Here is an 18,374-nt window from a genome sequence, read left to right on the forward strand (position 1 = left end):
TCGACCCTCAGGTCTCGATTGTAACGCGGACCGGACGGCAAGGATGCAAGGCTATCGCCTGAACATCTTGATTTCCGACACGCTGCCGTCGCGATAGGTCAGCTCCACCGAAACCGATTTGGTCTGCGGCGCGAGCTTCAGATAGGGCTGCGCATCGGACGGGATTGCGCTCGGATCGCGCGAATTGCAGGCTGGCATCTTCAACACCTTGTCCGGCACCGCGGTGTCGATGCCGATCCGCACCTCGCGGATCGCACAGCGATACGACATCAGGTGGGTGTAGTAGACCAGCAGCCCGTTGAACTCGCGGAACGACAGCCAGCTCGTCGCGGTCATATCGAGGATCTTGCGCTGGTCGCGGATCAGCGCGGCGTCGGGGTCGAACTTGATCGGGAACGGCCCCTGCATCTCGCCCTGCGTATCGACATAGCGCAGCTCGATCGTCGCCGCCGGCGCATCGGCCGGCAGCTCGATCGATGGATTGGGCATCCGCTTGCGCGTGCGCGGATCGAGCGTGTCCATGAAGCCGGTTTCGCGGAAGTCGCCGCTATCGCCGATCCGCCAGGAGATGCCGAGCGTCGGATCGGCGATCGAGAACACGACGGTCCAGCCGCCATTGTGCCGCGAGAAGCTCGCGATCGGCGCGTTGATGGAGTCCTCCTTCGGCAGCTTCGGCACCGAGACCGGCGGCAGCGCGGCCACCTGCTGCGGCGGAGCGGACGGCTTGGCCGCCTCCGTCTGCCCCTTGGCGATCCCGTTCAGGAAGACGTCGTCGACCATCTGGTCGAAATAAACCGGTATCTGCTTGTGCTTCACGGTCTCGGCCATCTCGCTGACCAGCCGCCGCGTGCGCTGGGCAACCTGCACCAGATTTTCACCAGGCTGCAGCAACTCCCTGGCAAACGTTCGCGTGAACACCGAATTGGGATTGGCGTCATCGTTCGACAGCCGGTCGAGCGCGGTCTGGCGCGGCCCCGCCGAAAACACCGAGAACACGCCTTCGGGCAGCTGCGTCATCGGTGCGAGGCCACCGCCGCCGGCAACCGCGCGCGTGCCGGCGCGCTCGAATGGATTGTTGCGGCAGGCGTCGAACACCAGGATCGAGGTGCGCGCCTTCTTGTTCTGCAACCGCTCGATGATGCGGTCGGCGAGAACCGAGGCGTCGCGCACCAGCTCCTCCTGCCCTTCGGTGGCGGCCGGCACGTCGGTCGGCAGCAGGAAATTCTGGCCCGCGATCTCGAAGCCGTGGCCGGCATAGAAGAAGAACGCGGTGTCGCCGGGTTCCACCGCACGGTCGAAGGCGAGCAGCGTCTCGGAGAACGCCTGCCGGTTCAAATTCTCGGCCACCATGACGTTGAAACCGAGCTGCTTCAGCGTGTCGCCCATGGTGCGGGCGTCGTTGACCGCCTTCTGCAGCTTGGGCACGTTCCTGTAATCATTGTTGCCGATCACCAGCGCGACGCGCTTTTCAGCCTGGGCGGGCGCCGCCGATGCGACAAAGGCGACCGCCAACAGGGCCGCTGATAGTCTCGAAAGCCAGCTCTTCATCCCAATTCCCGCCTGCACGACAAGTGCGCCGCTCGCGCGACCGCCGCCTAATAGTCGGATCAGCCGTTTGGCCGGTTCAAGGCCGACGCCGGATCGCCGCAGTGACCGCCGCCTTGGCGCCCCTCTCAGCTCCCATGAGGCGTCCCGTCCGTCCCAGGTCAAGTTTCTTTTTACGGCCCGCGTGATAGATTCCTGCTTCCATCCGGCGCGAGCTCTCCGCACGTCCCAAGGGCATTCCAGGGGCTTTTCCGTGTACATATGGTCCACTGAGCAGGTCGATCCCCGGGATCGCTTCGACTATTGGCGCGAGGTGCGCGCCAAGGGGTTGTTCGGCGTCACCGCGGAACTCGAACCCGAGCGGCGCCGCGACTTCTTCGGCGAGTTTTCGCTGCGTCAGCTCGGCGATGCCGGGCTGGTCGAGTTGCGTGCCTCGCCCTACCGCGTCGAGCGGCGCACCGGCGACATCGCGGATGCGCGCAGCGACAGCCTGTGCGTCTACCAGCAACTCGGCGGTGGCGGCTGGTTCGGCGGCGCGCGGCTCGATGAATTCGCGGTGCGCGACGGCATGTTCGCGACCAGCTATTCGGACCTGCCCTATCGCACCGTTCCGCTGCACGATGACGGCTTCCACCTGCGCATCATCAAGATCCCGGTGACGAACATCGTCCCGCCGGGTGCCGAGCTCGGCGAACTGGTCCCAAGGCCCATGCAGGATGAGACCGCGCTGCAGCCTCTGTTGGAATCCTGCTTCCGCGACCTCGTCGAAGGCCATGATGCCACCGCGGCGGATGCGGCCCCGATGGTGCAGGCACTCGCCCATATCGCGCTCATCGAGCGCGGCATCATGCGGCCGAAGAGCCGGCTCGCGCAGCAGGCCCTGCGAAGCGCGCATCTGTCTCTGGCCCGCCGCCTGATCCGGCGGCATCTCGCGAATGCGGCGCTGACGCCAAGCCTGATCGCCGGCCTGCTCGGCATCTCGGTTCGTCATCTGCACATCCTGTTCGAGGAAACGGGCAAGACCTTCTCGGAGACGGTCACCGCACTTCGGCTCGCGCAAAGCCGCCGCCTGCTCCGCGAGCAATCCGGGCAGACGATCGCCGAGGTCGCGTTCGCCTGCGGCTTCGAGAGCCTCGCGACGTTCTACCGCCTCTTCAATGCGTCCGAATCGATGACCCCGGGCGATTACCGGGCACGGGTTGCCTAAACCCTCGATCCAGACCGGCGGGACACCGGGCACTTGCGGGTTGCTAAAGCGCCGTGATGCCCGTAATCGGGATTCCCAGCGCCACGCGCCGTCCTCGTCGTCCCCGGAATCCTGATGTCGAAGAAGATGATCAAGCCTGGACCTGACCTGCTGACGCAGGTCAATCAGGCTTTTCTCGACTACGGCTATAGCGGGCTGTCGATGGTCGGGCTGGCCAAGGCCTGCGGCTTCACGCAGCGCGCGCTGTACTACTACTTCAGCAACAAGGAAGAGGCGTTTCGCGCCGTCATCGCTTGGCGCCACGTCGAGGATGTGGCACTCGCGCTGGAGGCCGGCCAGTCCGTGCGGGCGAAGGGCGGCGGCGCGCTGGATATTTTCGCGACGATTGTCGACGTCCGCTACGGCGAGACGCGGCGCCGCCTCACCCATTCGCCGCACACCGTTGAGCTGAATGCCGAGGCCTTCAAGCGCTGCCGCGATTTGATGATCAAATCCGCCATCTCATTCCAGGCCGATCTGGAAAGACTGGTGATCGACTTGCAGGCCGCACGGCTCCTGAAGCTGAACGGCGCGTTCAAACCGGCGCAGATCGCGCAAGCGCTTGCGGACGGCGCACGCGCCGTGAACCAGGCGCTGCCGCCGATCGCCCGTGACGACTTCTCGGCCCGTTACCGCCAGATGTGCGCGATGGTGCTCTACGGCTGCGCCGTGATGCCGAAGCGGAAGTAATCCGCACGACGGTCCGCGCGCGCGGCCGTCGCCAATCAGCAAAACCCTCCCGACTATCGACCATCAGGGACCGGCCGGACCATTCGGCCGGGCCGTGGATAAGTTTTGCCGCTTGTTAGCTATTTCATATTTTACATGACTATGTGAAATATACGATATTGCATCGCAAGACCTTTGGAGGCGTCTCGAATGGCTGACATGGGACAAACCGACGACCCGGCCAATCATGGCGCGATCCCGCGTCCTCTGAACCGAAGTGATCAGCCTGCGCGCATTGAGAAGATAATTTCCGGCGATTTCGCCAGAACCGCGCTGGCGCTTCGCCCGGGCTCGGCACAGCCAATTTCCTTGCCGGCGACGCGCGCTCTGCTGCAGAGCGAGGGGTCACGCACGATGCGCACCAAGCAAGAGGATCACAGCCCGGAAACGCCATCCACCGGCCCGGCTCGCGCTCTTGCTCCCGAGGCCGTGGACCTGCGCTTAGATCCGACTGCAGCCCTCGCGCTTGCCCGTCGGAGCTCTCCGACGACAAGGAATCGCGGCTGGGCGCCGTTGCTCGAAGCCTGCCTTGCCGATTTCAAGGAGGCCACCGAGGCCGGTGATACCGCGAGCATTCCTGCGCTGGTCAAGATCGTGGCGGAGCTCGCGTTGATCGAGCGGGGCGCGATCAGGCCAGGCAGCCGCCGCGCCCAGCAGGCGCTGCGCGTCGGCCGGCTCAGCCTCGCGCGCCGCCTGATCACGCGCCATCTCGCAAGGCCGGCGCTGTCACCGGGGATGGTCGCCGACATGCTCGGCGTCTCGGTCCGCTACCTGCACGTTTTGTTCGAAGCGACGGGGGCGAGCTTTTCGCAGACCGTCACCGCCGAGCGCCTGAGCGAGAGCCGCAGGCTGCTTTGTGAAAGGCCGCCGCGGCCGATCGCCGATATCGCCCTCGCCTGCGGGTTTGGCAGCCTGGCGACGTTCTACCGGATCTTCGGCGCATCCGAGGGCCTGACGCCGGGCGAGTACCGGGCTGCGGGGCACTAGGACAACGGCGCTGAGCTTGCGCCGGCCGGACGCGGCCCGTGCAGCATGGTGCCTAGCGGCCACACCTGCGCTCATTTCCGCGGCAAGTGCACTTCGGATCGACGGCATGCGCGCACTGAGAAGACAGCGCACGACCGTCGCGCGAGAAACGGACAGATACAATGGGGCGTGGGGCAAGGTGATGATCGGCATCGGCGGCAGGCTGACGATGTGGCGCGGCGCGCTGCTCGGCTCGGCGTCACTGATTGCAATGGCCTCTACCGCCGATGCGCAGGTGGACTGCACGGGCGTCGGCACCGCCAACGTGCTCTGCGACGCTGCCCATCCGTCGAACGGCGGGCTCAGCGCGAGTTACAACGGCGATCTGACCGTGAACGTCAATGCCGGCGCCGGGATCACCACCCGCGGCGTGACCGTGAGCGCCTCCGGCAGCATCACGTTCAATCACAACGACCCTGCCGGCATTACGGGATCGATGTACGACGGCATCCAGCTCCTCGGCAACCAGGCACCAATCACCTACACAGGATCGGCCGACGTCACCGCCAACTGGTACGGAATCAACGTTTCGACCAGCGGTCCGGTCTCGATCACGCAGACATCAGGCACGATCACGGCTGGCACCGGCATCAGGGTCACGAGCGCAGGACCGGGGGGTAGCGTCAACATCAACACGGTTGGCAGCCAGATCGTGGCCCCGAATGGAATGGGAATCTACGTCCTGACCAACGGCAACCAGTCAGACGTCACGATCGCGACAGGCGCCGTCACCGGCAACACAACCCAAACAGGCAGCGGGATCTACGTCCGCATGGGACAGGGCGGCCAAAATGCGCGCAATCTTTCCGTCACGACCAACGGCGCGGTCGTCGGCGGCATCGATCTCCAGAATGGTGGCATCGGCACCGTCGATCTCACAACGAATGCGAGCGTCCTTGGGGGTATCAACCTCCTGGCCGGCAATTCAGCCAACACCAATGCGTTCACAGTGAAGCTCAATCAGGATGTCACCGGCAACGTCAGTCTGCTGAACTACGGCTCCGGCACCAACACGGTCCGGACACGCGGCATCACCGGCGGGACGCTCTCCGTGTCCGGCGGCGGCGGCGCCAACAACAGCCTCGTCGTGGACGGCAATATTGCCAAGGGAAACGGCCTGGACCTGGCCTATTACGGGGCCCTGGCGACCGTCAGTTTCTCTCGTGCCAGCGGCACCAATACCGCGACCTTCAATGGCGACATCTCCGGAACCTTCGACACCAGGACTTCCACCTCCGCTTCGGCCGGTGGCAGCGTCGCCGGCCTTGCCGCCGGATTGGGAAGCACATCCACCAACGGCTCGGCGGCGCTGAACGTCAACGGATCGATCACGGTCACCGGCATGACGCCGTCCGGCAAAGTCGCAAATGTGACCGGAGCGTCCCTCGGAGCCTCCGGCGTGGTCCCGGTCGACTTCAATCTGCACGGTGCAGTGACGGCAACGTCGATCAGCGACACCGCGTCGAACGTCGTCGGCATCAGCGTGGGACAATACAATCAGGCCGCGACGCGGCTGACCGCCGACGGTGCCGTGACAGCCACCGCGATCGGCGCCGGCGGCACGGCCACCGGAATCTCGGCCGCAACCACCAGCCTTCCACCGACCTTCATCAATACTGGCACGCTTACCGTTCGCGCCAATGCCGACGTCACAGCTGCCTCCGACGGCGCCGCGACCGGTGTCGCGCTGACCCGCGGCGACACCAGACGCGCTGCCGAGACCGCCGGGCTCGGCGGCATCGACCTCGTCACCAAGGGGACCGTGAGCGCCACCTCGACGAGCGCGGCGGCGATCGGCATCAGCGGCGTCATCGTCAATGGCGCCGACAATTCCGCAACGTTGGCGCTGCGCGCCGAAGGCAATGTCATTGCGAACGGCAAGGCCGCCGGCAGTTACGGCATCTTTGCCCAACGCGATGGTCTCGGCGACATCAAGATCGATGCGCTGGCCGGCGTACAGAGCTCCGGCATCGGCATCTCGGCCTCGCGCTCGACACCAGGCAACATCTTCATCGCGACCGGCACCTTCGTCACCGGCACCACCGGCATCGTGACGTCGGGCGGCACCACCACGCTGATCGCCAACGGCACCATCACCGGCACCGGCGGCACCGCCGTGCAGTTCGGCGGCACCAACGATTTGCTGCAAGTCCAGTCCGGCGCCGTGTTCAACGGCAATGTCATCGGCACCGGGACCAGCATCCTGCAGTTCGGCGGAACGACCGCGACGAGCTTTGATCTGTCGAAGCTCGGCAGCGGCGCCCAATTCTCGGGCTTCGCCAGTCTTGGATTTCTTGCAGGCTCGAACTGGAGCTTCACCGGCAACTCGACCTTTGCCGGGTCCGTCAACGTGGATGGCATGTTCATCCTCAACGGCGCGATGCCGAACGCCAACGTCACGGTCGGCGCGACCGGCACGCTCGGCGGCAACGGCACCATCGGCAACGCGACCATCAGCGGCACGCTGTCGCCCGGCAATTCGCCCGGCACGATCACGATGGCGAGCCTGACCATGACGGCGGCGGCGACTTATCTGGTGCAGGTCACCAACACGATCAGCGACAAGGTGAACGTAACCGGCGCGGCCAACATCGCCGGCAAGGTTGTCGTCGATCCACTCGAACGGATCACCAAGAAAACCACCTACACCATCGTCAATGCGGGAACGCTGAGCGGCACATTCGGCTCGGCAAGCCTGCTGCTCGCCAACAATCTCGCCCGCAATCCGGTGCTGAGCTATGTCGGCAACGACGTTCTGTTGTCGGTCGATCCCGGCCTGCTCTCGCCGATCCTGCCGGCCAATGCCAGCATCAACCACAAGAGCGTCGCTGCTGCGATCGACAACGGCCTGCTCGGCGGCGCCAACCTCTCCACCGCGTTCAGCGCGATCTTCAAGCAGTCGAGCGACAACCTCCTGAACGGCCTGACCCAGCTCTCCGGCGAGACCGCCGCCGGATCGCAGCAGACCACCTTCAACGCCATGAACCAATTCATAGGCACGATGCTCGATCCCTTCATCGACGGCCGCGGCGCGACGGCGCTGCCGGCCGGCGCCACGCCTTACGCCGACGACGATTCCCTGGCCTATGCAGCGAAGCGTTCAACCAGCGACGCTGCCGCCGCGATCTATCGCAAGGCGCCGATTGCCGAGAGCTACGATCCGCGCTGGAGCGTGTGGGCGGCGGCCTACGGCGGCTCACAGACCACCGACGGCAACGCGGCGCTTGGCTCGAACAACACCACAAGCCAGGCGTTCGGCACCGCCATCGGCGCCGACTACCGCTTCTCACCGAACACGATCGCCGGCTTCGCGCTCGCCGGCGGCGGCACCAATTTCAACGTCGCCAATGGTGGCGGCGGCCGCTCCGACCTGTTTCAGGCCGGCGCCTTCGTCCGGCACAATGTCGGCGCGGCGTATCTCGCCGGTGCGCTGGCCTATGGCTGGCAGGACGTCACCACCGACCGCACCGTGACGGTCGGGGGCCTCGATCGCCTGCGCGCCGAGTTCAATGCCAACGCCTGGTCGGGCCGCGCCGAAGGCGGCTATCGCCTCATTGCGCCATGGATCGGCGGCATTGGCCTGACGCCCTACGCCGCCGGCCAGTTCACGACATTCCAGCTGCCGGGCTACGCCGAGCAGGCCATCGTCGGGGCCAACACCTTTGCGCTGGCCTACAACCCAAAGAGCGTCACCGACAGCCGCAGCGAGCTCGGCCTGCGCGCCGACAAATCCTTCGCGCTCTCCAATGCGGTTCTGACGCTGCGCGGCCGTGCCGCCTGGGCACATGATTTCAACCCCGACCGCAGCATCGCCGCGACCTTCCAGACCCTGCCCGGCGCGAGCTTCGTCGTGAGCGGCGCAGCCCAGGCGGCTGATTCCGCCCTCACCACCGCCTCTGCCGAACTGAAATGGGCCAACGGCTGGTCGGCGCTCGCCAGCTTCGAGGGCGAATTCTCCAACGTGACCCGCTCCTATGCCGGCAAAGGCGCGGTCCGCTATGCGTGGTAGGCAGCCCGACCCGCGGTGGGGCCGGAGCGACGGATTTGAGTGGAAAAGCGGCGCGAACGCCCCTCGCCGAGGCCCCGCCGTCAGATAGCCGGCCGGTGATTCATTTGACCGCCAAATGACGGAAACGACGGTTATTTTGGCGAAAACATTAAGCTTTTTCGGCTATCCGGCTGGTTCCAAGATTGACTTTACCGCTTTCGCCCCTATGTTGCGGGCAACGCGGCCCTCGGATCGAAACGCGATTCGTCAGGTTTGCCGTCCGTCAGCGTTAGTCAGAGCCCCCGAGCTTTATAGAAAAGCGAGCCGTTTCGGGGCCGAACGCGACAGCCTTTTACCTGCGATGCCGAACGGCGGTTTCGACCAGAGGCTCAATGTCTTTTTCCAATCTAGGCCTGTCCGATAAGGTCCTCGCCGCAGTTGCGGCCACCGGTTACACCACCCCCACTCCCATCCAGGAACAGGCAATCCCGCACGTCCTCGCCCGGCGCGACGTCCTCGGCATTGCCCAGACCGGCACCGGCAAGACCGCTGCCTTCGTTCTCCCGATGCTCACCCTGCTCGAGAAGGGCCGCGCGCGGGCACGCATGCCGCGCACCCTGATCCTCGAGCCGACCCGCGAGCTTGCCGCGCAGGTGAAGGAGCAGTTCGACAAATACGGCGCCGGTCAGAAATTGAACGTGGCGCTGCTGATCGGCGGCGTCTCGTTCGGCGACCAGGACTCCAAGCTGATGCGCGGCGTCGACGTCCTGATCGCAACGCCCGGCCGCCTGCTCGACCACACCGAACGCGGCGGATTGCTGCTCACCGGCGTCGAGCTGCTGGTGATCGACGAGGCCGACCGCATGCTCGACATGGGTTTCATTCCCGACATCGAACGCATCTGCAAGCTCGTCCCGTTCACGCGGCAGACCCTGTTCTTCACGGCGACGATGCCCCCGGAGATCAGCCGCATCACCGAGGCCTTCCTGCACAATCCGGCCCGGATCGAAGTCTCCAAGCCCGCGACCACCGCGGTCACCGTGACGCAATTGCAGGTCCCGGCCGGTCGCGAAGCGCACGACAAGCGCGAGATCCTCCGCCGCCTGCTGCGCGACGCCAAGGACCTCAACAACGCGATTATCTTCTGCAATCGCAAGCGCGAAGTCGCCGTCCTTCACAAATCACTCCAGAAGCACGGCTTCAGTGTCGGCGCCCTCCACGGCGACATGGATCAATCCGCCCGCACCGCGGCCCTCGATCAATTCCGCAAGGGCGAGATTCCGCTGCTCGTCGCCTCCGACGTCGCCGCCCGTGGCCTCGACATTCCCGCAGTGAGCCACGTCTTCAATTTCGACGTACCGCATCACCCTGACGATTACGTCCACCGCATCGGCCGTACCGGCCGCGCCGGACGCACCGGTACCGCGATCTCCATCGTCACCTCGCTCGACAGCAAGTCGATGACTGCGATCGAGAAGCTGATCGGCCAGCCGATCCCGCGCGCCGAAGGCGACTACACCGTTCACAGCGAGGCCTCCGACGAGGACGGTGCGCCGCGCCGCTCGCGCAGCCGCGAGGGCTCGCGCGATGGTGCCCGTGGCGGCCGCAAGCCGCGACGTGAACGCGAGCCGCGTCACGGTGAACGCGAGGCGCGTCACGGTGAGCGCGAGCCGCGTCAGGACCAGGAGCCCCGCCAGGAGCGTGCAGCCAAGCCGGAGCGCGAACCGCGCCACGGCCGCAACTCCTCGCCCCAGGCCACCCCGTCGCACGTGCCGTCGATCGGGCGTGCGGAGCCGCGGCGGCCGCAGCGCGAGGTGGACCACGAGCCCGCCGATCATTCGCACCTGCCCGCCTTCCTGCTGCGACCTGTGCGCGCACGCGCCTAAGGCCGACTCCGATGCCGCCGCGACAGCGGCGGTATCCTGCGGAATCCGTCTCGCCGCCGGCGACCGATGCCCACGCTGTTTCCTCGCGTTTGAAGCAAATGCGCGCAGTTTTCGCGTCGCTTTGACGTGCGAGTGAAGAACTTGCGAAAGCCGAACCCGATCCGCGGCGGAGTTACGCTCGTACGACATTAGTCGCGGCGAAATCCCCGTAGTTCCACTGTTTACCTTGCCTTCATTCTCGTCCCGTACCCTCGCGCAAATAATTTAGTCATTGCTGCCGGGCATGACCGGCAATGCGTGCATTGAGGACGTAACAGTGGTCAAGCTGCTGGACGAACACGAACGTACGTTGGCTTTTGCCGAAGTCGCGCTTGGTCAGATCCGCTCGCTTCGCCAGACCGCCGTCCCCCGCAACTATGAGATCTGGTACGTCTACGCGACCGGATACAACGCACCGCTCAACAAGGTCATCAACGAGACGCTCGCGCGCAGCGGCAAGCTCTCTGAATCCGATCTCGAGCAGATCTACGAAACCTACCTTTCGCACATCAAGACCTCGGACCGCATCGACAAGGTCGGCGCGCGCGTCATCGGCGAGATCGATGCCGTCATGCGGCTGATCACCGATGCGCTCGGCGTGTCCGCGACCTATGACGCGAGCCTCGTCGGCGCCAGCGACCGCCTCTCGACCGCGACCACTCGCGACCAGATCAAGACCATCGTCGAGGGGCTGGCCAAATCGACGCGCGAGATGCGCGAGACCAATCAGGCATTGGAGAACCGGCTCGCGCTGTCGAAGTCGGAGATCAGCGACCTGCAACGCAGCCTCGAGGCGATCCGCGCCGAGAGCCTGACCGATCCGCTCACCGGCCTCGGCAACCGGAAATATTTCGACCGCTCGATCGACATGGCGGTCCAGGCCGCATTGGCGAGCGGCGAGCCGCTGTCGCTGCTGATGTTCGACATCGATCACTTCAAGTCGTTCAACGATTCCTACGGCCATCTCACCGGCGATCAGGTGCTGCGGCTAGTGGCGCAGTCGCTGAAGCAGACCATCAAGGGCCAGGACATCACCGCCCGCTATGGCGGCGAGGAATTCGCGGTGGTGCTGCCGAACACCGCGCTGCGCCAAGCGCTGACGGTTGCCGACCACATCCGCCGCGCCGTGATGTCCAAGGAGCTGAAGAAGAAGTCGACCGGCGAGATCCTCGGCCGTGTCACCATCTCGGTTGGCGTCTCCATGCTGAAGCCGGCCGACGACACGGACTCGCTGATCGAGCGCGCCGACGCGTGCCTCTATGCCGCCAAGCGCGCCGGCCGCAACCGCGTGATCTGCGAAGCCGATCCGGAATACAGCGCCGAGACCCAGACCCGCGTGGCGTGACCGGTCCGCGTGTTTCTCCCCATCGTCATTGCGAGCGAAGCGAAGCAATCCATCTGCCCGCAAATGCGGATAGATGGATTGCTTCGTCGCTACGCTCCTCGCAATGACGCGGATCGATTCAGTTAGCTGCCTCTCGACGAGGACGGCTTCCTTTCCACGCGCTTCTTCTTGGCCGACGGCCTCCTCGCGGCCGTCTTCTTCACCGCGGCCTTCCTTCCCGCCACGTTCTTTGCAGCTGCCTTCTTCGCTGGCGCCTTCGCCGTCCGCGCAGCCGGTAGTTTCCTCGGCCGCTTGCGCAGCGCGGCGCGCTGGGCGGCGCCGAGCGCCGAGCGTGCCCAGACCGCAAGCTCCTCGGCATCGTCGAACAGCCGCGCCGGCAACTGCCAGTACGAGTTCACCGTCACCGTCTTGGCGCGGGTCTGGTACTGGAACGGTCCGCAGCCTTCGGCCTCGAACTGCGGGATGGTCTCCTCGTCGGCGCGGAAGTAGAGCCCGGCGCGCAGCGCGAGCGCGAAATTGGTGCCGTCAGCGGAGATGCCGTAGCCGGAGAACATCCGGCGCAGCGTGACCGGGCCGAAATCGGCGAACAGATCGGTGAGGAATTCGCGGTCCATATGCCCACCCTTGTTCCAGCGCGGCCGAACGCGGCTGCCGCAGCCTGTTGGCAGCGCAGTATGGTCGACGACGGCGTCGACATGCAACGATGGTGGGTGTCGGATCCAAGGCGCGAGCGCGATTGCGCGCTCGCGAGGGCGCAGCAGCGATCAGACCGTCGCCGGCTTGAGCTGCACCGATTCGCCGCAACCGCAGGCGGAGACCTGGTTCGGGTTGTTGAACACGAACTGGGCCTGCATCCTGTCGGCCACGTAGTCCATCTCGGTGCCGAGCAGGAACAGCACGGCCTTCGGATCGACCAGGATCTTCACGCCCTTGTCCTCGACCACTTCGTCGGTCGGACGGATCTCGTGGGCGTATTCAACGGTGTAGGATTGTCCGGCGCAGCCGCCGTTCTTGATGCCGACGCGCAGGCCGACGATCTCGGAATCGGCGCGCTTGGTCAGCTCGGTGATCCGCTCCGCCGCGGCATCGGTCAGTCTCATGACCTGCGGGCGCGGCCGCTTCGGCTTGGCTGGGGTCGGTGAGGCTTGTGTCATGTCACTCATGTGGTCAGTCCCAGCGGCAATTCAATCTCGAGCTTAGGCTCAATCCCCTGACGCATCACCACATATTGAGGACGAGGCGAGCCTCGTCCGACATCCGGTCCGGCGTCCAGGCCGGATCCCACACCAGATTGACGTTGATGACGCCGACGCCGGGGACGCTGGCAACCGCGTTCTCGACCATCTGCGGCAATTCGCCGGCGGCCGGGCAGTTCGGGGTGGTCAGCGTCATCAGGATGTCGACCGAGCGATCATCCTTGAGATCGACCTTGTAGATCAGGCCGAGCTCGTAGATGTCGGCCGGGATTTCCGGGTCGAACACCGTCTTCAGCGCCGCGACGATCTCGCCGCTCATGCGCTCGGTCTCCTCCGCCGGCAGTGCCGAGGTGGTTTCCATGGTGGCCGTCTTGACTTCGGCTGTATCGGTCATGCGAACAATTCCCGCGCCTTGATCAGCGCCTGCGCCAGATGGTCGACTTCTTCCCTTGTATTATACATCCCGAAGGATGCGCGGCAGGTGGCCGTGACGTTGAACCGCTCTAAAAGCGGCATCACGCAATGGGTGCCGGCGCGCACGGCGATGCCCTGGCGGTCGATCACGGTCGCGACGTCGTGGGGATGCGCCCCCTTCATCTCGAACGAGATCACCGGGCCCTTGTTGCGGGCGGTTCCGATCACCCGCAGCGAGTTGATCTCGCGCAAACGGTCCTGCGCGTAGGTCAGCAGCTCGTGCTCATGCGCGGCGATGCGCTCCTTGCCGATCGAATTGACGTAGTCGATCGCAGCACCGAGCCCGATCGCCTCGACGATCGGCGGCGTCCCGGCCTCGAATTTGTGCGGCGGATCGCCATAGGTGACCCAGTCCTTGGCCACTTCGCGGATCATCTCGCCGCCGCCGTTGAACGGCCGCATCGCCACCAGATGCTCGTGCTTGGCGTAGAGCGCGCCGATCCCGGTCGGCCCGTACACCTTGTGGCCGGTGAAGGCGTAGAAATCGCAATCGAGGTCCTGGACGTCAACAGGCAGATGCACCGCGCCTTGCGCGCCATCGACCAGCACCGGAATGCCGCGGGCGTGCGCCAGCCGAACCACTTCCTTGACCGGAACCAGGGTGCCGAGCGCGTTCGACATCTGGGTGATCGCGACGATCTTGGTGCGCGCCGTCAGGAGCTTCTCGAACTCCTCGATCAGGAAATTGCCCTCGTCGTCGACCGGCGCCCACTTGATCACGGCACCATGGCGTTCCCGGAGGAAGTGCCACGGCACGATGTTGGAGTGGTGCTCCATGATCGAGAGGACGATCTCGTCGCCCTCCTTGATGTTCACCCCGCCCCAGGACGACGCCACCAGGTTGATCGCCTCGGTGACGTTGCGGGTGAAGACGATCTCTTCGCTGCGGCGGGCGTTGATGAACTGCGCGACCTTGCCGCGGGCGCCCTCATAGGCCTCCGTCGCCGCATTGGCGAGGTAATGCAGGCCGCGATGCACGTTGGCGTACTCGCTCTTGTAGGCCTCGGTCATGCGGTCGAGCACCGCATTCGGCTTCTGCGCCGAGGCCGCGTTGTCGAGATAGACCAGTGGCTTGCCGTAGATCTGCATGGCGAGCGCCGGGAAATCCTGCCGCACCAGGGCGACGTCGTAAGAACCGTTGGCGACCGCCCTGTGCATGCTCACGCCCTCGCCTGAAGCCAGCGCTGCGCGGCGGCAATTGCGACCTCGCGCAACGCGTCGCTGGCAATCGTCTCGATCGCCTCGCCGACAAAGGCCTGGATCAGAAGCGCCTGCGCTTCCTTCTCGGGCAGTCCGCGGGCGCGCATGTAGAACAGCAGGCTCTCGTCGAGCGCACCGGTGGTCGCACCGTGACCGCAGGTGACGTCGTCGGCGAAGATCTCGAGCTCCGGCTTGTTGTCGGCTTCCGCGTCGTCGGACAGTAGCAGAGCGCGGGTCATCATCTTGGCGTCGGTCTTCTGGGCGTCCGGACGGACGATGATGCGGCCCTGGAACACGGAATGGGCACGGTCGTCGACGACGGCACGGAAGATCTCGCGGCTCGCGCAGTGCGGCACCGCGTGATCCATGAACAGCGTGGTGTCGGCGTGCTGCTTGCCGTTGATCAGATTGACGCCGTTGGTCTCGACCTTCGAGCCCTCACCGGCGCACGTGATCGTCAGCTGATAGCGGCTGACATGACCGCCCGAGGTCAGACCAAATGTGTTGAAATGGGCGTGCGCGCCGAGCGAAATCGTCGCCGAGGAAATGTTGAAGGCATCGGCGCTGTCTTCGACCAGACGCACGTGATCGAACCGTGCATTGTCGCCGATCGCGACAACCAGCCCATCATGGGTCTGGTAGGCCTTGGCGCCTTCGCCGGCAAGATAGCTCTCCACCAGCGTCACGCTGGTATCGCGGCCGAGCCGGAGCAGCGAACGCGTGAACATCGCAGCCGGCGCCGTGCCGGACGCGACATGCACGATGTGCAGCGGCTGGGCCAGCACCGCACCGTTGGCAACGTCGATGACGACGCCATCGGTCGCCATCGCGCCGTTCAGCGCGATCATGGGATTGGAGATGTCGGAGGCAAAGGCCTGCACGGAGAGCGCGCCGTCGCCGGCGTCGAGCACCTCGCGCAGCGGGCGGATGCTCAGCCCCTTTTCGAGATTGCCGAGATCGGACAGATCGGGCGCAAACGCGCCATCGACCAGCACCAGACGGCGCACGCCTTCGATCGCCCGCAGCTTGACCGCATCAGCGGCGCGATTCAGTGCCGCTGCATCCGGGGCCGGTGCCAGCGGCAGCACCTCGCGCATCAGCGCGCGCAGGTCGGTGTATTTCCAGTCCTCGATCCGGCGATGCGGCAGGCCAAGGCGCTCATAGGCATCGAATGCCTCGCGGCGCTGATCGGCGATCTTGCCCTTGCCCGGCAGACGGTCACGCACCACGGCGAATGCATCGCCCAGCGCGCGCCCGGTCTCGGTCTTTGCAACAACGTTCATCTGAGAACCCGCATTTGTCAGGCAGCGTCTTCGAACTGCGCGTAGCCGGACTCTTCCAGCTCCAGCGCCAGTTCCTTGCCGCCGCTCTTCACCACCCGGCCCTTCGACATCACGTGCACGACGTCGGGCACGATGTAGTTGAGCAGCCGCTGATAGTGGGTGATGACGACCATCGCGCGCTCCGGCGAGCGCAACGCATTGACGCCGTCCGCGGCGATCCGCAGCGCGTCGATGTCGAGGCCGGAATCCATTTCGTCGAGGATGCAGACGGCCGGCTCGAACAGCGCCATCTGCAGGATCTCGTTGCGCTTCTTCTCGCCGCCGGAGAAGCCGACATTGACGCCGCGCTTCAGCATGTCCTGCGGAATGTTGAGCGACTTGGCGACCTCGCGGACCTTCTTGAGGAAGGCCGGCGACGAGATCTCGTCCTCGCCGCGCGCCTTGCGCTGGGCGTTGAGCGCTGCGTGCAGGAAATTCCAGGTGGTCACGCCGGGGATCTCGACCGGATACTGGAACGCCAGGAACACGCCCTTGGCGGCGCGCTCGTTGGGCGCCATCTCCAGGAGGTCCTCGCCCTTGTACAAGATCTGGCCGCCGGTGACTTCATAACCGGGCTTGCCGGCGATGACGTGGGAGAGCGTCGACTTGCCGGAACCGTTCGGCCCCATGATCGCGTGCACCTCGCCCGGATTCACCGTGAGCGACAGCCCGTGGAGGATTTCGCGCTCCTCGACACGGACCTTCAGATCTTTCACTTCAAGCAGAGACATCTAATTTTTCCTGAGCATCATGCGCCAGGCGCGTCGGCCGCGCCGTTAGCGGGATGGATTAGCCAACCGAACCTTCAAGGCTGATCGAAATCAGCTTCTGCGCTTCCACCGCGAACTCCATCGGCAGTTGCTGCAGCACGTCCTTCACGAAGCCGTTGACGACGAGGCCGACGGCTTCTTCCTGCGAGAGCCCGCGCTGGATGCAGTAGAACAGCACGTCCTCGGAAATCTTCGACGTCGTCGCCTCATGCTCGAACGTCGCCGAGGAATTCTTGGCCTCGACATAGGGCACGGTGTGCGCGCCGCATTTGTCGCCGATCAGGAGCGAGTCGCAGGCGGTGTAGTTGCGCGCGCCGGTGGCTTTGCGATGCGCGCTGACGAGGCCGCGATAGGTGTTCTGCGACTTGCCGGCGGCAATGCCCTTGGAGATGATGCGGCTCGACGTGTTCTTGCCGAGGTGGATCATCTTGGTGCCGCTATCGACCTGCTGGAAGCCGTTCGAGATCGCGATCGAGTAGAACTCGCCGCTCGAATTGTCGCCGCGCAGGATGCAGCTCGGGTACTTCCAGGTGATCGCAGATCCCGTCTCGACCTGGGTCCAGGAGATCTTGGAGTTCTTGCCGCGGCAGTCGCCACGCTTGGTGACGAAATTGTAGATGCCGCCCTTGCCTTCCGAATTGCCGGGGTACCAGTTCTGCACCGTCGAATACTTGATCTCGGCGTCATCGAGCGTGACGAGCTCGACCACGGCAGCGTGCAGCTGGTTCTCATCGCGCTGCGGCGCGGTGCAGCCTTCGAGATAGGAAACGTAGGAGCCCTTGTCGGCGATGATCAGCGTGCGCTCGAACTGGCCGGTGTTACGCTCGTTGATCCGGAAATAGGTCGACAGCTCCATCGGGCAGCGCACGCCCGGCGGCACGTAGACGAACGAGCCGTCGGAGAACACCGCCGAGTTCAGCGTCGCGAAGTAATTGTCCGAGGTCGGCACCACGGTGCCGAGATATTTCTGCACCAGCTCGGGATGCTCGCGGATCGCCTCCGAGATCGGCATGAAGATCACGCCGGCCGCCTTCAGCTCCTTCTGGAAGGTCGTCGCGACCGAAACCGAATCGAACACGGCATCGACCGCGATCTTGCGGCTCGGCGACGGCGGTCCGCCGGGCGGCGGCTCGACGCCTTCGAGGATCGCGACCTCACGCAGGGGAATGCCGAGCTTCTCATAGGTCTTGAGGATTTCCGGATCGATCTCGTCGATCGAGGACAGCGTCTTCTTCGGCTTCGGCGCCGAGTAATAGTAGATGTCCTGATAGTCAATCTTCGGATAGTCGACGCGCGCCCAGGTCGGCTCGGTCATGGTCAGCCAGCGGCGATACGCCTCGAGGCGCCATTCCAGCATCCAGGCCGGCTCATTCTTCTTTGCGGAGATGAAGCGGACGGTATCTTCCGACAGCCCCTTCGGGGCCTTTTCGGACTCGATCTGAGTCTCAAACCCATATCGATACTGGTCGACGTCGATGCGCCGGACGCGCTCGACCGTCTCTTGTACAGCAGGCATTCAATCCTCCGCTCGCGGTTTCAAGGACCGCGGTGGATCTCAAGTTCAGAAAATCTCTTACGATGCTTTGAACACGAAATCACTGGCTTAGA

The 18,374-nt window shown here is 64.9% G+C and carries 14 protein-coding genes; 6 read left to right on the top strand and 8 right to left on the bottom strand.

The annotated features are described in order from the left end of the window. Window positions 1–51: 51 nt before the first annotated feature. Window positions 52–1,548: a caspase family protein gene (locus Q0030_RS04630; protein WP_298363493.1), complete on the bottom strand. Its 1,497-nt coding sequence runs from the start codon at window positions 1,546–1,548 to the stop codon at window positions 52–54. 250 nt (window positions 1,549–1,798) lie between these two features. Between Q0030_RS04630 and Q0030_RS04635 the strand changes: the two genes are divergently transcribed. The 6 genes from Q0030_RS04635 to Q0030_RS04660 all read left to right on the top strand — a co-directional run bounded on the left by Q0030_RS04635 (window position 1,799) and on the right by Q0030_RS04660 (window position 11,804). Next, a complete protein-coding gene (locus tag Q0030_RS04635; protein WP_298363496.1) occupies window positions 1,799–2,752 on the top strand; it encodes a helix-turn-helix transcriptional regulator in 954 nt (317 codons plus the stop codon). 114 nt (window positions 2,753–2,866) lie between these two features. After that, window positions 2,867–3,481, top strand: coding sequence for a TetR/AcrR family transcriptional regulator (locus Q0030_RS04640; RefSeq protein ID WP_298363497.1), 615 nt, complete (start codon window positions 2,867–2,869; stop codon window positions 3,479–3,481). 189 nt (window positions 3,482–3,670) lie between these two features. Continuing rightward, window positions 3,671–4,507: a helix-turn-helix transcriptional regulator gene (locus tag Q0030_RS04645; RefSeq protein ID WP_298363499.1), complete on the top strand. Its 837-nt coding sequence runs from the start codon at window positions 3,671–3,673 to the stop codon at window positions 4,505–4,507. Between the two features lie 106 nt (window positions 4,508–4,613). Further along, window positions 4,614–8,555 carry an autotransporter domain-containing protein gene (locus Q0030_RS04650; RefSeq protein ID WP_298363501.1) on the top strand — a complete coding sequence of 1,314 codons (3,942 nt, stop codon included), beginning with the start codon at window positions 4,614–4,616 and terminating at the stop codon, window positions 8,553–8,555. A gap of 371 nt (window positions 8,556–8,926) precedes the next feature. Then, window positions 8,927–10,420: a DEAD/DEAH box helicase gene (locus Q0030_RS04655; RefSeq protein WP_298363504.1), complete on the top strand. Its 1,494-nt coding sequence runs from the start codon at window positions 8,927–8,929 to the stop codon at window positions 10,418–10,420. Window positions 10,421–10,736: 316 nt separating this feature from the next. Beyond that, window positions 10,737–11,804, top strand: a complete 1,068-nt coding sequence (locus Q0030_RS04660; RefSeq protein WP_298363505.1) for a GGDEF domain-containing protein — start codon at window positions 10,737–10,739, stop codon at window positions 11,802–11,804. 122 nt (window positions 11,805–11,926) lie between these two features. On the opposite strand, the gene Q0030_RS04665 is transcribed toward Q0030_RS04660, so the two are convergent. The 7 genes from Q0030_RS04665 to sufB form a co-directional block, all read right to left on the bottom strand. Beyond that, complete coding sequence (locus Q0030_RS04665) at window positions 11,927–12,418, bottom strand: TfoX/Sxy family protein (protein WP_298363506.1); 492 nt, start codon at window positions 12,416–12,418, stop codon at window positions 11,927–11,929. A gap of 150 nt (window positions 12,419–12,568) precedes the next feature. Then, on the bottom strand, window positions 12,569–12,958 hold the full coding sequence (locus Q0030_RS04670) for an iron-sulfur cluster assembly accessory protein (RefSeq protein WP_018271449.1): 390 nt from the start codon (window positions 12,956–12,958) through the stop codon (window positions 12,569–12,571). A 64-nt stretch (window positions 12,959–13,022) separates the two neighbouring features. Further along, complete coding sequence (locus tag Q0030_RS04675; protein WP_298363507.1) at window positions 13,023–13,394, bottom strand: SUF system Fe-S cluster assembly protein; 372 nt, start codon at window positions 13,392–13,394, stop codon at window positions 13,023–13,025. Next, complete coding sequence (locus Q0030_RS04680) at window positions 13,391–14,638, bottom strand: cysteine desulfurase (protein ID WP_298363509.1); 1,248 nt, start codon at window positions 14,636–14,638, stop codon at window positions 13,391–13,393. Before Q0030_RS04680 ends, Q0030_RS04675 begins: the two co-directional genes overlap by 4 nt. Beyond that, complete coding sequence (sufD, locus tag Q0030_RS04685) at window positions 14,635–15,957, bottom strand: Fe-S cluster assembly protein SufD (protein ID WP_298363510.1); 1,323 nt, start codon at window positions 15,955–15,957, stop codon at window positions 14,635–14,637. The genes Q0030_RS04680 and sufD overlap by 4 nt, the downstream gene beginning before the upstream one ends. A 17-nt stretch (window positions 15,958–15,974) precedes the next feature. Further along, the gene (gene sufC, locus Q0030_RS04690; protein WP_298363511.1) at window positions 15,975–16,727 is read right to left on the bottom strand and encodes a Fe-S cluster assembly ATPase SufC; all 753 of its coding nucleotides are present in this window, start codon (window positions 16,725–16,727) and stop codon (window positions 15,975–15,977) included. A 58-nt stretch (window positions 16,728–16,785) separates the two neighbouring features. After that, window positions 16,786–18,282, bottom strand: coding sequence for a Fe-S cluster assembly protein SufB (sufB, locus tag Q0030_RS04695; RefSeq protein ID WP_298363512.1), 1,497 nt, complete (start codon window positions 18,280–18,282; stop codon window positions 16,786–16,788). Window positions 18,283–18,374 lie beyond the last annotated feature (92 nt).

This window comes from uncultured Bradyrhizobium sp. (genome assembly GCF_947648125.1).
Classification (GTDB): Bacteria; Pseudomonadota; Alphaproteobacteria; order Rhizobiales; family Xanthobacteraceae; genus Bradyrhizobium.